The following is a 13,755-nucleotide window of genomic DNA, read 5'->3' on the forward strand; positions in this document are numbered from 1 at the left end:
TCCTTCCAACGATGTAAAAACCTCTTTGCGGCGGACCTGCCAACAATTTCCGCCAGAGGGAGAGCAGTGTTCGCGCACTGTGCCGCACCTCCCTAGTTCCCTTTCAGCGTCGCCCGGATCGGGGTCACCATGCAGCGCACAACTCACCGTCCTCGCCTCCTCGCCCGACCCACGGTCGTGGCCCTGGCCGCCGCGGTGGCCCTGACCGCCAGCGCATGCGCCAAGTCGGAGGACGACGCGTCGAAGGACACCAAGTCCCCGCCCGCCGCCGGCGCCGAGCAGAAGGTCGCCACGCCCAAGCCGGGGAGCAAGACCTGCACCGTCGACGCCTACGGCGGCGAGAAGCTGGACCTGAAGGGCGCGACCGTCGGCTTCTCGCAGTCGGAGAAGGAGGCCAACCCGTTCCGCATCGCCGAGACCCAGTCCATCAAGGACGAGGCCGAGAAGCGGGGCGTCAAGCTGCTGACGGCCAACGCCCAGTCGCAGTTCTCCAAGCAGATCAGCGACGTCCAGGACCTGCTCGCCAAGGGCGCCGACCTGCTGGTCATAGCCCCGCTCAACTCCGACGGCTGGGACCCGGTGCTGCAGGCGGCGGCCGCCAAGAAGGTCCCGATCGTCACGATCGACCGCAAGATCAACGCCACTGCCTGCAAGGACTACGTCTCCTTCATCGCCTCGGACTTCGTCGAGCAGGGCCGGCGCGCCGCCGACCAGATGATCGAGGCCACGGGCGGCAAGGGAGAGGTCGCGATCCTGCTCGGTTCGGCCGGCAACAACGTCACCACCGAGCGCACCAAGGGCTTCAAGGACCGGATCGCCGAGAAGGCACCCGACCTCGAGGTGGTGTTCGAGCAGACCGGTGACTTCGCCCGGGAGAAGGGCCAGCAGGTCACCGAGCAGCTCATCCAGTCCAAGCCCGGCATCAAGGGCATCTACGCCGAGAACGACGAGATGGGCCTGGGCGCGGTGGCCGCGCTCAAGGGTGCCGGGAAGAAGCCGGGCGCCGTCAAGATCGTCACGGTGGACGGCACCCGCAACGCCGTCCAGGGCATCGTCGACGGCTGGATCAGCGGCGTCATCGAGTCCAACCCGCGCTTCGGCCCGCTGGCGTTCCAGACGCTGGACACCTTCACCAAGGGCGAGGAAGTCGCGCAGGACATCGTCATCGAGGACGGCGCCTACACCGAGGACAACGCGAAGACGGACATCGGCAAGGCCTACTGAACCTGCACGGGGCCCGGACCCGCTGCCCGGGCCCCCACCGTCCTTCCTCGATCACTTCTTCCTGGAGGCACAGGTGGCGGCACCACCCGCCGAAGTCCTCGCCGTCCGCGGCCTGAGCAAGACCTTCCCCGGCGTCCGGGCCCTGGACGACGTGGACCTCACCCTGCACGCGGGTGAGGTGCACGCCCTCATCGGCGAGAACGGCGCCGGAAAGTCCACCCTCATCAAGCTCCTGACCGGCGTGTACCGGCCCGACGCCGGAGAGATCACCTTCCAGGGCCGCGAGGTCTCCTTCGCCACCCCCCTGGAGGCGCAGAAGGCGGGGATCTCGACGATCTACCAAGAGGTCAATCTGATCCCGCTGCTCAGCGTCGCCCGCAACCTCTTCCTGGGCCGGGAGCCACGCAACCGCCTCGGCGTGCTGGACGTCGCCCGCATGAACCGCGAGGCCGAGCAGGCTTTGCGCACCTACGGCGTCCGGGTGGACGTCCGCAGGCCGCTGCGCACCCTCGGCGTCGGTGCCCAGCAGATGGTGGCACTGGCCCGTGCCGTGGCCACCGACGCGCGGATCGTCGTCATGGACGAACCGACCTCCTCCCTCGAACCGCGTGAGGTGGAGACCCTGTTCTCGGTGATCCGGCGCCTGCGCGACGCGGGCATCGCGGTCGTCTACGTCAGCCACCGCCTGGACGAGCTGTACGCCGTCTGCAGCACCGTCACCGTGCTGCGCGACGGCCGTCGCGTCCACCACGGCCGGCTGGCCGACCTCGACCGGCTCACCCTGGTGTCGACCATGCTCGGCCGGGACATGGGGGAGGTCCGCGAGGAGGGCCTGACGAAGTTCACCGGCGACCACGGCGCGACCGGCGCACAACCGGTGCTCCAAGCGGAGGAACTGACGGTCCCGCACCAGCTGCACGGCGTCTCCCTCAGCATCCGGCCCGGCGAGGTCGTCGGACTGGGCGGCCTGCTCGGCTCCGGACGTACCGAGACGGCGAAGGCCATCTCCGGCGCCCTGCCGCTGCGTTCGGGCCGCGTGACCGTGGCCGGTGTCCCGCTGCGCGGCGGTTCCACGCCGGCCGCGATCCGGGCGGGCGTGAGCCTGCTCCCCGAGGACCGCAAGAGCGAGGGCATCGTCCCCGGCCTGTCGGTCCGCGAGAACATCGCACTCGCCGTCCTGCCCCGCCTGTCCCGCTTCGGCCTGGTCTCCGAGGCCCGCGTCGACGGCATCGTGGACACCTTCATGAAGCGACTGCGCATCAAGGCGTCCTCGCCGCAGCAGAAGGTAGGCGAACTGTCCGGCGGCAACCAGCAGAAGGTGCTGCTCGCCCGCTGGCTGGCGATGAACCCCAAGGTGCTGCTCCTGGACGAGCCCACCCGCGGCATCGACGTCGGCGCCAAGGCAGAGGTGCAGAAACTCGTCGACGAACTCGCCGCCGACGGCCTGGGCGTCCTGCTCATCTCCTCCGACCTGGAGGAACTGATCGAAGGGTCCGACCGCGTGGTCGTACTGAAGGACGGTGCCGTCGTCGGCGAGCTGACCGGCGACGACGTCACCGAGGACAAGCTGATGCGGACCATCGCCGGGGAAGCCCCCGCGCCCGACCTGACCGAGGAGGCGGCGATCGATGGCTGAGGCCGCCCTGCGCACCGCTCCCTTGGACAAGACGCGCGTGCTGCGGTGGCTGCAGACCTACGGCGTCTACGCCGGGGTGGCGGTCCTGCTCGTCGTCAACATCGTCATCACCCCGCACTTCCTGTCCGCGGAGAACTTCCGCACCCAGGCCGTGCAGGTCGCGCCGGTCATCATCGTCGCGCTCGGCATGGCGCTGGTCATCGGAACCGAGGGCGTCGACCTGTCGGTCGGTGCCGTGATGGCGCTGGCGGCCTCCGTCACCGCGCTCTACCTCGGCTACGGCCTGCTGCCCGCGCTGCTGGTGGTGGCGGTGTTCGCGGCCGGTGTCGGCCTGGCCAACGGCGCACTGGTCGCGTTCGTCGGGGTGCAGCCGATCGTCGCGACCCTGGCGCTGATGGTCGGCGGCCGGGGCCTCGCACTGGTCCTGCTGCCGCAACTTGAGGACCTGCGCAACCCCGCACTGGCCTCCCTCGGCTCCGGCGACCTCCTCGGCATCCCGTACCTGATCCTGATCGCCGCCGCCCTGGCGCTGCTGCTGGCCTTCGTGGTCCGCCGCACGACCTTCGGCCGCCAACTGCTCGCGATCGGCGACAGCCGCCCCGCGGCGCAGCTCGCCGGACTGCCCGTACGCCGCGTACTGATCATCGTGTACGTCGTCTGCGCCCTGCTCGCCGCCGTCGCCGGAGTACTCGCCACCGCCCGCCTCCAGGCGAGCGACCCGACCTCCCTCGGCAATCTGATGGAGCTCTCCGCCATCACCGCGGTCGTCGTCGGCGGCACCCCGCTGACCGGCGGCCGGGTCAACATCGCCGGCACCGTGGCGGGGGCCGTCCTGATCCAGTTGCTCACAGCCACCCTCATCAAGCACGATCTGCCGCCCTCCTGGACCCAGATCGCCCAGGCCATAGTGATCGTCGCCGCCGTGTACGCGGCACGGGGACGGGGGAAGCGATGACCGCCACGAGGACGGACGCACCCGTGACCACCGCGAGCAAGCAGCCCTCGGAGGAGACCGAACCGGTCGGCTCCGCCCGCTCCGAGCGTCTGAGCGCCCTGATCCAGCAGCACGGCGCGCTGGCCGTGCTGGTGCTCGTCTGCCTGGTGGCGTCGTTCAGTTTCGACTCCTTCGCCACCGGCGACAACGTCGGCAACATGGCGACCAGTTCGGCGTTCCTCGCGATCGTCGCCCTCGGCATGACTTTCGTGATCATCACCGGCGGCATCGACCTGTCGGTCGGCTCCCTGTTCGCGCTCGGCGGGGTCCTGGCCTCCTGGGGGTCGCGCCACGGCACCCTGGTGGCGCTGCTGCTGCCGCTCGCGGTGTGCGGACTGATCGGGGTCGTCAACGGGCTGCTCGTGGCCCGTTCCCGACTGGCCCCCTTCATCGTCACGCTGGCCGCCATGCTCGGCGCACGCGGCCTGATGCTCGCCATCACGGACGAGGGCGCGGACACCTTCCTGATCGGCAAGGGCTCGTTCCTCGCCGAACTGGGTCAGGGCAGCACCCTCGGCCTCGGCAACCCGGTGTGGATCACGCTGGGCCTGTTCGCCGCCGGAGCGGTGGTACTGCGCCGCACCCGTTTCGGACAGCACGTCTACGCGGTCGGTGGCAACGAGGACGCGGCGGCCCTGATGGGCGCCCCGGTCGCCAGGACCAAGATCCTCGTCTACACCCTCTCCGGACTGCTGGCCGGGCTGGCCGGAGCACTCAACGCCGCCTGGCTCGCCTCCGGCGTGACCATCCTCGGCAACGGCATGGAACTGGAGGCCATCTCCGCCGTCGTCATCGGCGGCACCCTGCTCACCGGCGGCCTCGGCTACGTCAGCGGCTCGCTGGTCGGCGTCCTGCTGCTCAAGGTCATCCAGAACGTCATCAACCAGATCGGCTCCCTCGACTCCTCCTACCAGCAGGTCGTCAGCGGCGCCTTCCTGGCGGTGGTCGTCGTCGCCCAGACCTGGCTGGGCCGCAGACGGCAACTGATGTGAAAGCCCCGGACGCGGCAGCCGCGCGATGCGCGATCCCGGCCGCCGCGTCCGGATCCAGGCGGCCGGTACCCCCGTGCCCGGCCGCCTTCCGCACACGCACGTCTCCGCACCCCCACTAGTGAAGGAGTCACGATGCGTCCCATGTCATCCGCACTGCGCCGACCGGGTGCCTGGCTCAGACGGCGGGCGCGGTGGGCCACCACCGCGCTGGCCGCGCTGACCCTCGTCGGCGGTACGGCCCTCACCGCCACCGGGACCGCCGCGGCCGCGCCCCAGGCGTGGACCCCCAAACCGGCTCCGATGACCACCCCCTGGACCAACCAGGTCCCCACCACCAACCCACTCCCGGAATACCCGCGCCCCCAGCTCACCCGCCCCGACTGGGCCAACCTCAACGGCATCTGGGACTTCGCCGTCACCCCGGCGGACGCCGCCCAGCCCACGTCCTTCACCGAGCAGATCCGCGTCCCGTTCGTCGCCGAGTCCGCCCTGTCCGGCATCCAGCGCAGGATCACCCAGAACGACAAGCTCTGGTACAAGCGCACCTTCACGGTCCCGGCAGGCTGGAACGGCCGCCGCGTCCAGCTCAACTTCGGTGCCAGTGACTGGCGTACCACGGTGTGGGTCAACGGCCGCCAGGCGGGCGCCCAGCACAACGGCGGCTTCGACGCCTTCTCCTACGACATCACCGACCTCCTGAACGGCGGCACCAACACGCTCGTCGTCTCCGTGTGGGACCCCACCGAGACCGGTGGCCAGGCCGTCGGCAAGCAGCGGATCCGCGACGTCGCCCCGCATCCCGGCGGCGGCATCTTCTACACGGCGGCGTCCGGCATCTGGCAGACGGTGTGGCTCGAACCCACGGCGCCCGCGCACATCGCGCGCCTCGACATGGTCCCGGACCTGGCGAACAACCGCCTCAAGGTCACCGTCCGCGGTGCCGGCACGAGCGGCCATCAGGCCCGCGTCACCGTCTCCACCGGCGGCACGACGGTCGGTACGGCCACCGGCGCGGTGGGCACCGAGTTCACCGTCCCGGTCCCCAGCCCACGCCTGTGGACGCCCGACGACCCGTTCCTCTACGACGTGCGCGCCGACCTGCTCTCGGGCGGCACGACCGTCGACACCGTCGGCAGCTACACCGGCATGCGCTCCGTAGGCCTCGCCCGCGTCGACGGCCTGCTGCGACCCGTCCTCAACGGGCAGTTCCTCTTCCAGACCGGCACCCTGGACCAGGGGTACTGGCCGGACGGCATCTACACCGCGCCCACGGACGCGGCCCTCCGCCACGACCTCCAGAAGCACAAGGACCTGGGATTCAACATGGTCCGCAAGCACATCAAGGTGGAGCCGCAGAGGTGGTTCTACTGGGCCGACCGGCTCGGCCTGCTGGTCTGGCAGGACATGCCCTCGATGGACCTGCGCACCCCCGACGCCGCCGCCCGCACCCAGTGGGAGGCCGAGTACGACCGCGTCATCGACCAGCACCGCAGCTCACCCTCACTGATCATGTGGGTCAACCAGAACGAGGGCTGGGGCCAGTACGACCAGGCCCGCATCGCGGGCGAGGTGAAGGCGTACGACCCCTCCCGGCTGGTGAACAACATGAGCGGCGTCAACTGCTGCGGTGCCGTCGACGGCGGCAACGGCGACGTCGTCGACCACCATGTCTACGTCGGGCCGGGCACCACCGTGCCCAGCGCCACGCGGGCCGCCGTCCTCGGGGAGTTCGGCGGCCTCGGCTTCGAGGTCGCCGGTCACGAGTGGTATCCCGGCGGCGGCTTCAGCTACGAGGACCAGCCGAGCCTGGCCCACCTGAACAACCGTCTGGTCGGCCTGCTGGACGCGATCCGCGAGGTACGCATGCCGCGCGGCCTGTCCGCTTCGGTCTACACCGAGATCACCGACGTCGAGAACGAGGCCAACGGACTGCTCACCTACGACCGTCAGGTGGTCAAGGTCGACGAGGCCAGGGTCAGGGCCGCCAACCGCGCGCTCATCGACGCCTCCCGGGGACCGACGGCTCCCCTCACCCTGCCCACGGGCCAGTACCGTTCGCTGCGTGTGACCACACCCGGCCACACCGACCGCTATGTACGGCACAAGGACGGCGCGGCCTTCACGGACGTCGTCGGCAGCGGCAGCGACGCCCTGCTGAAGAACGACGCCACCTGGAAGATCGTGACAGGGCTCGCCAACAGCTCCTGCTACAGCTTCGAGTCGCGCAACTACCCCGGCGAGTACCTGCGTCACCGCGAGTACCGCGTCCACAAGGAGGCGGGCAGCGGCGAGCTCTTCCGGGCCGACGCCACCTTCTGCCCGGTCCGGGGCGCGAACGGGGGAGTGCGGCTGTCGGCGTACAACTTCCCGGAACAGTACCTGCGTCACTACGACTCCCAGTTGTGGCTCGCCACCCCGGGCGGCACGCACACCTGGGACAGCCCCGCACTCTTCACGGAAGACACCACGTGGACCGTGGAGGCCCCGTGGGCGCCGTGATCCGGGCGTAACGCACGGAACCGAGCGGGCGGCGGCGCGTCACAGGACGCGCCGCCGCTTCGGCTCGACCCCGACCCCCCTCTTCGGCCTCACGCCATCCTGGAGCCCCCCATGACTGTCCGAACGGCAGGCCTCCTGTCCAAGTCCTGCGCCGTGCTGCTGGCCGGCGGCCTCCTCGCGACACTGTCGCTCTCCACGGCCGCCGCCGCTCCCGAGTACACGACGGCGGAGTCCGGCAATCCCTTCGTCGACGGCTGGTACGCCGACCCCGACACCGTCGTCCACGACGGTCGGTACTGGATCTACCCCACCACCTCGAAGAGTTACGCCGAGCAGACCTACCTGGACGCCTTCTCCTCGACCGACCTCGTCCACTGGACCAAGCACGCGAACGTCCTGTCCACGGCGGACATCTCCTGGGCCGAGTACGCCCTCTGGGCACCCGCACCGGTCGAGCGCGACGGCAGGTACTACCTCTACTTCGCCGCCAACGACATACAGAACGACTCCCAGCCCGGCGGCATCGGCGTCGCCGTCGCCGACCGCCCCGAAGGTCCCTACAAGGACGCCCTCGGCAAACCGCTCGTCTCCCGGTTCCACAACGGCGCCCAGCCCATCGACCAGGACGTCTTCATCGACGACGACGGCCAGGCGTACATGTACTACGGCGGCTGGCACCACGCCAACGTCGTCAAGCTCAACCCCGACATGACCAGCCTGGGCACCTTCGCCGACGGCACCACCTACAAGGAGACCACCCCGGAGAACTACACCGAGGGCTCCTTCATGTTCAAACGCGGCGGCAAGTACTACTTCATGTGGTCCGAGGGAGGCTGGACCGGTCCGGACTACTCCGTCTCCTACGCCATGTCCGATTCGCCGACCGGGCCCTTCCAGAAGATCGACAAGGTGCTCGCGCAGGATCCAGCCGTCGCCCGCGGCTCCGGTCACCACTCGGTCGTCAACGTGCCCGGCACCGACATCTGGTACATCGTCTACCATCGCCGGCCGCTCAGCGAGACCGACGGCAATCACCGCCAACTCGCCTACGACCGGCTGCACTTCAATGCCGACGGCACCATCCGTCGCGTCGAGATGCGGGTGCGGGACAACTTCGCCGACGGCAACGCGCTGGGCTGGAAGACCCACGGCGGAACCTGGTCGGCCGCGGGCGGGCGCTACCGGGCCGGTCACTCCCTGGGCGGCAAGGCCCTGCTCGACACGGACTTCGCCGACTTCACCTATGACGCCGACGTGACCCCGGACGCGCGCGACGGCGACGCCGGCCTGGTCTTCCGGGTGACCGGTCCGTCGGTCGGCTGGGACAGCTACTCCGGGTACTACGCGGGCATCGGCGCGAGCGGCAAGGTCGTGCTCGGACGTGCCGACGGCGGCTGGACCCAGCTGGGGACAGGCCGGCTGGCCATCGCCCCGGGATCGACCCATCGGCTGCGCGTCACCGCCGTCGGCACCTCGATCAAGGTGTACGTCGACGACATGAGCACACCGAAGATCTCCGTCACGGACGGTACCTACCGCAGCGGCGCCACCGGGTTCCGGGTCTTCGGCACCCCCGCCTCGTTCGACAACCTCGCGGTCTCGCCGGTGCAATGACCCCGCGGAAGGGCCCCGACGGGAGTGCTTCCCGCCGGGGCCCTTTCACCGCTGCCGTGCTACGGCTTCTCGGCGGTGTGGAGCGCGCCCACCTCCTCGGCGGTCAGCGCCGTGTCGTAGGCGTGCACCTCGTCGACCGAACCGTTCCAGTAGTCGGTGTTGTTCCCCTCCCACTGGGCGCGGCCCAGCGTGAGAGCACCGGTGCTGGGGTAGGCCGCACCGCCGGTGGCGGTCGCCGCCGGCTTCCCGTCGACGTACAGCGTGATCGTGTTGTTCGTGCTGTCGCGGACGCCGACGAGGTGGTACCAGCGTCCCGTCTCCGGGGTGGTCACGAGCCGGGCGCGGTTGCCGCCCGGAGTGCTGAAGGCGAACGCGCCCTGTCCGTACTGGAGGTAGAACGGGCTGGCCTGGCGCCGGGTGTCCTGGCTGACCGCGGTGGCGTAGTTGCCGGGAAGCTCGTCCAGCCGCACCCAGGCGGACACGGAGTAGCTTCCGGTGGTGTCGAGCACCGGCCCGTCGGTCTCGGCGTACTGGCCCTGGCCGTCGAACCTCAGCGCGCTGCCGCTGACGCCGGGCGTCCAGGTGGTGCCCTCGGTGAGCGTCAGGGACCTGGCGTTCGGGCCGTCGTCCTTCGCGGTCGTCCCGGTGCCCTCGTCGAGGGCCCAGTGCCCACCGCCCTTGAGCGGCTGCCGCTCACCGGCGGCGGCACCGGCGGCGACGACCTGGCGGTTGATCTCCCGGACCCTGACCGGGTCGACCTTGATCTCCCGGCGGTCGTACGTGTACAGGCCGTTGAGCTCGTTCTCCAGGTCGGTGATCTGGGTGTAGACCGAACCGGACAGCTCGGCCCCGGCCTGGTCGAGGTAGAACTGCTCGGTGTTCTCCAGGTACTTGCGGGTCAGCGCCTCCTTGTCGGCGACGCCGCTGTAGATCACCGTCGGGGCGCCCGGCCACATGTGGCCCGGGGTGCGCAGGACGAAGCCGCCGTGCTCGCCGTCCATCGCGGCCCGGTGGTCGGGGAACGGCGGGTCCTCGTTGTTGTAGTCGTGGTGGTCGATGATGTCGCCCTTGCCCGAATCACCCTTCGAGTTGCAGCAGTTGACCCCGCTGTGGGCGTTGACGACACGGGACGGGTCGGCCTCCTTCACGGACTCGGCGATACGGCCGGTCTCCTCGCGGTCCCACTCGCCCCAGCCCTCGTTGAAGACGATCCAACTGATCACGGAGGGCGCGTTGTGATGCTCCCGCATCACCTCCCTGCCCTGGTCGACGAAGGCACGCCGCCCGGTCTCGTTCGTGATGTTCCCGGAGACGAAGTCCTGCCAGACCAGCAGGCCGAGTCGGTCCGCGTGGTAGAACCAGCGCGGAGACTCCACCTTGATGTGCTTGCGGACGGCGTTGAAGCCCAGCTGCTTGTGTGCCTCGAGGTCGAACGCGAGGGCCTCGTCGCTCGGTGCCGTGTACAGCCCGTCGGGCCAGAAGCCCTGGTCCAGCGTGGCCAGGGAGAAGATCGGCTTGCCGTTCAGCACCAGCTTCTGGAAACCGCCCACCTTCTCGATGCCTATCTCGCGCATCCCGAAGTAGCTGCCGACCTTGTCGCTCGACCTGCCGTCGGTGAGCGTGACGTCGAGGTCGTAGAGGTAGGGGTCGTCCGGGCTCCACAGGTGCTGGTCGGCCACCGGCAGCCGCAGCTGCTTGTTGGCCGGCCCGCTGACCTTGCCGACGACCCTGCCCCGCTTGTCGCGGGCGACGGCCTCGACGCGGGCGCCCGCGGACGCCTGGTCCGACTCCACCGTCACGGCGAGGCTGCCCGTGTCGATGTCCGGGGTGGTGACAACGTTATCGATGGCAGCCTCGGCCACCGGCTCCATCCACACGGTCTGCCAGATGCCCGACGACTGGGTGTAGAAGATGCCGCCGGGATTGACGGACTGCTTGCCCATCGGCTGGTTGGCGCCACCGGTGTCGGTGACAGCGACGACGACCTCCTGCGGGCCGGTGCCCTTCAGCGCGTCGGTGATGTCGGCGCTGAAGGCGTCGTAACCGCCGGTGTGTTCGGCGACCTGCGTGCCGTTGACCCATACCCGCGCCTGGTAGTCGACGGCGCCGAAGTTGAGCTTCAGCCGGTTGCTCCTGCCGTCCTTGCCCACCTTCCAGTCCTTCGGCACGTCCACCAGCTTGCGGTAGAACATGTGGTCCTCGTGCCGCTCCAGCCCGGAGAGCTGCGACTCGACCGGGAACGGCACGACGATCTTCTCGTCGAGGTTCCTGCCGAACACCGGCTGCTCGCCCGCCTCGGCGCCGCTGAACTGCCAGGGGCCGTTCAGATTCTTCCACTTGGCGCGCACCTGCTGCGGGCGCGGGTACTCCGGCAGCGGGTGCTTCTCGTCGAGCCGGTCGCCCCACTTGGTGGTGAGGCGGTGGGTGGAGGCGTTGTCGGCGTAGCGGATGACCTTCGGGACGGTTTCGCCGCCCGAGGTCAGGCCGCCCTCGCCGTCGTAGGTGACCCGCACCTGCTGGTTCTTCTGTACGGGCTCGGCGAGCGTCACGAGCAGGGAGTTGCGGTCACCAGGAGCGGCGGTGACCGACCTGAGGGGCATGGCCGTGGTGTCGACCTCGACCTTCAGGTGGTCCTTCACCGTCCGCAGATCACCGACCCGGCCCTCGAACCGGGCCCGCAGTCGGCGTCCGTCCGCGGCCACGGACATCTCCACCGGGTAGACCTCGAAGCCCTCGGGTGGGGTGAACGCGGACATCGGCACCAGTTGTTTGGGCTGGTCCGGGGTGGACCAGCGCAGGAACATGTTGGCGCCGCCGAAGTCCTGGAACATCTCCAGGCGGAAGTCGTGCTTCTCCCCGGCCGCCAGTTTGATCGGCGCGCTGGTCTGTTCCCGGTCCCAGTCCGGCTCCCAGTGGTCGATGACCGGCTCGCCGTCGATGAAGAGGCGGAAGCCGTTGTCGCCGATGGCGTAGAAGGTGTAGTCACCGGTGGCCGGCGCCTCGATCTGCCCCGTCCAGCGGGCCGTCGTGTGCTCCGTCCTGCCGTTGAGTTCCTGGAACGTGCTGGTCAGGCCGGAGAAGTTGATCTGCGGCTCGAGCAGCGTGCCACCGAGCTCGGCGAAGTCCCGTGCACCGGGCGCCGACATGCTGAAGTACTCGCCCTTCAGGCCGTGCACTTCGACGTCGGACTGTTCGGCGGCGGGGAGCGCCGACGCACGGCCGGCGGGCTCCGCGGCCGAGGCGGTGGCAGCCAGGCCGCCGGGAGGCAGCACCAGGGCCGCGGCGGTCAGCAGCGCCCAGGCTCTGACGCGTGGGCGGATGTGTTGTCTTGTCATCGAACCTTTCCTCGCACGAAGGCCCTCGACCGGGACCGGTCACAGGCGAACGCCGGTACGGGTGCGGTCAGGCGGCTCTTTCAACGTTGGAAATCCTGCGACAGCGGAATGACAACACGCCCTCGGGTGGCTGTCCAGACCTCGCGCATCACAGGCCGACGTGACGTCACGGGCGGGCGGCGTGCGGCCAGTTGGCTGCCACGCCTGCCCATGGACGTATCTCCGCAGGACCGCACCATTGACATGTTCAGCGCCGCTCAAGATGCTGGGAGCGCTGATTGCATCGATGTAAAGGCGATCTCCGCCGACCGCAACGGGAAGCGGAGGCCAACGATGGGCGGGACATGAGGCTTTCTCGTCATCTCTCCGGCGCAGCCGCCTTCGTGCTGTCCGGCGTGCTCGCCGCCGTGCTGGCGCTGACGTCCGCCGAACCCGCGCGAGCCGGGCAGACCGCTCTGCGGGCCGCTGACCCGAGCGTCCTCAGAGTCGGCGGCACCTACGTCTCGGTGCAGTCCACCGGCGCCGGCATCGCCGTGCGGCAGGCCCCGTCGACAAGTGCCCTGGCGTCGGCGCCCGCGCGGCAGGTCTGGTCGGACACCAGGAACCTCGGCGAGGTCTGGGCCCCGGAGATCGTGCGGGACGCCGGCCGCTACTACATCTACTTCACGGCCGGCCGCGGAGCCGCCCACCGGATGTACGTGATCAGCTCGGCGAGCCCGGACAGCGGGTACACCGCCGAGACGAGACTGGCCCTGCCGGACGACAAGTGGGCGATCGACGGCACCCTGTTCACCTTCAACGGACAGCGCTGGTTCGTCTGGTCGGGCTGGGCCGGTGACACCAACGTCGAGCAGAACCTCTACATCGCGCGGATGAGCGGCCCGACCACGCCGACCGGCGGGCGCCACGTCATCTCGCAGCCGCGGGAGAGCTGGGAGCGGGTGGTCGGCAACCCGTACATCAACGAGGCACCCGAGGCCATCAAGGACCCCAACGGGCAGCTCCACGTCGTGTACTCCGCCAACGGCAGCTGGAGCGACCAGTACTGCCTGGCCGACCTGCGGCTGCGGGCCGGCGGCGACCCCACGTACGTGTGGGACTGGTACAAGTCCAACGGCTGCCTGTTCGGCTCCCACCGCGCCACGATGATGGCCGGCTGGGACCCGACCCTGCACGTCAACGGCCCCGGCCACCACACCTTCGTCCTGCTCGACGGCGACATCGGCACCAGCCCGCCCGCCGGGCCGACGTTCCCGCTGATGTTCCACGCGGTGCCGAAGGGGACGCCGTACTCCTGGGAGAACCGCTACTGGTACACCGGCACGTTCTGCTGGTGGGGTGACACCACGTACAGTCGCGCCGACGTCCCGGGCCCGAACGCGGACGCCGGCTGGAGCCTGAAGTTCTTCGAGTAGGAGCAGAGCGGGGACGCCCACGTCGACCGTCGGCTGCTTCCTGACC

General features: G+C 69.7%; 8 protein-coding genes. 7 read left to right on the forward strand and 1 reads right to left on the reverse strand.

Annotated elements, in window-relative coordinates:
• Window positions 1-129 precede the first annotated feature (129 nt).
• From AB0O67_RS03140 to AB0O67_RS03165, 6 genes are all read left to right on the forward strand, one after another.
• Entirely contained in the window at window positions 130-1,224 is a 1,095-nt protein-coding gene (locus tag AB0O67_RS03140; RefSeq protein WP_365445195.1) for an ABC transporter substrate-binding protein, read from the forward strand.
• Window positions 1,225-1,297: 73 nt separating this feature from the next.
• Window positions 1,298-2,860, forward strand: a complete 1,563-nt coding sequence (locus AB0O67_RS03145) for a sugar ABC transporter ATP-binding protein (protein WP_365445198.1) — start codon at window positions 1,298-1,300, stop codon at window positions 2,858-2,860.
• Complete coding sequence (locus tag AB0O67_RS03150) at window positions 2,853-3,815, forward strand: ABC transporter permease (RefSeq protein ID WP_365445201.1); 963 nt, start codon at window positions 2,853-2,855, stop codon at window positions 3,813-3,815. The genes AB0O67_RS03145 and AB0O67_RS03150 overlap by 8 nt, the downstream gene beginning before the upstream one ends.
• Window positions 3,812-4,846: an ABC transporter permease gene (locus AB0O67_RS03155; protein WP_365445204.1), complete on the forward strand. Its 1,035-nt coding sequence runs from the start codon at window positions 3,812-3,814 to the stop codon at window positions 4,844-4,846. The genes AB0O67_RS03150 and AB0O67_RS03155 overlap by 4 nt, the downstream gene beginning before the upstream one ends.
• A gap of 141 nt (window positions 4,847-4,987) precedes the next feature.
• Window positions 4,988-7,345: an AbfB domain-containing protein gene (locus AB0O67_RS03160; protein ID WP_365445207.1), complete on the forward strand. Its 2,358-nt coding sequence runs from the start codon at window positions 4,988-4,990 to the stop codon at window positions 7,343-7,345.
• A 111-nt stretch (window positions 7,346-7,456) separates the two neighbouring features.
• Window positions 7,457-8,959, forward strand: coding sequence for a glycoside hydrolase family 43 protein (locus AB0O67_RS03165; protein WP_365445210.1), 1,503 nt, complete (start codon window positions 7,457-7,459; stop codon window positions 8,957-8,959).
• A gap of 59 nt (window positions 8,960-9,018) precedes the next feature.
• Here AB0O67_RS03165 and AB0O67_RS03170 read toward each other — a convergent pair whose 3' ends face one another.
• Window positions 9,019-12,294, reverse strand: a complete 3,276-nt coding sequence (locus AB0O67_RS03170) for a LamG-like jellyroll fold domain-containing protein (RefSeq protein ID WP_365445213.1) — start codon at window positions 12,292-12,294, stop codon at window positions 9,019-9,021.
• Window positions 12,295-12,638: 344 nt separating this feature from the next.
• Between AB0O67_RS03170 and AB0O67_RS03175 the strand changes: the two genes are divergently transcribed.
• Window positions 12,639-13,709: a glycoside hydrolase family 43 protein gene (locus tag AB0O67_RS03175; protein WP_365445216.1), complete on the forward strand. Its 1,071-nt coding sequence runs from the start codon at window positions 12,639-12,641 to the stop codon at window positions 13,707-13,709.
• Window positions 13,710-13,755: the final 46 nt, after the last annotated feature.

It is taken from the genome of Streptomyces sp. NPDC086077 (genome assembly GCF_040686175.1).
Taxonomy (GTDB): domain Bacteria; phylum Actinomycetota; class Actinomycetes; order Streptomycetales; family Streptomycetaceae; genus Streptomyces.

Coding starts and splice junctions, on each gene's coding strand:
- AB0O67_RS03170 (WP_365445213.1), bottom strand. CDS start 12,294: ATGACAAGACAACACATCCGCCCACGCGTCAGAGCCTGGGCGCTGCTG.
- AB0O67_RS03160 (WP_365445207.1), top strand. CDS start 4,988: ATGTCATCCGCACTGCGCCGACCGGGTGCCTGGCTCAGACGGCGGGCG.
- AB0O67_RS03140 (WP_365445195.1), top strand. CDS start 130: ATGCAGCGCACAACTCACCGTCCTCGCCTCCTCGCCCGACCCACGGTC.
- AB0O67_RS03150 (WP_365445201.1), top strand. CDS start 2,853: ATGGCTGAGGCCGCCCTGCGCACCGCTCCCTTGGACAAGACGCGCGTG.
- AB0O67_RS03165 (WP_365445210.1), top strand. CDS start 7,457: ATGACTGTCCGAACGGCAGGCCTCCTGTCCAAGTCCTGCGCCGTGCTG.
- AB0O67_RS03155 (WP_365445204.1), top strand. CDS start 3,812: ATGACCGCCACGAGGACGGACGCACCCGTGACCACCGCGAGCAAGCAG.
- AB0O67_RS03175 (WP_365445216.1), top strand. CDS start 12,639: ATGAGGCTTTCTCGTCATCTCTCCGGCGCAGCCGCCTTCGTGCTGTCC.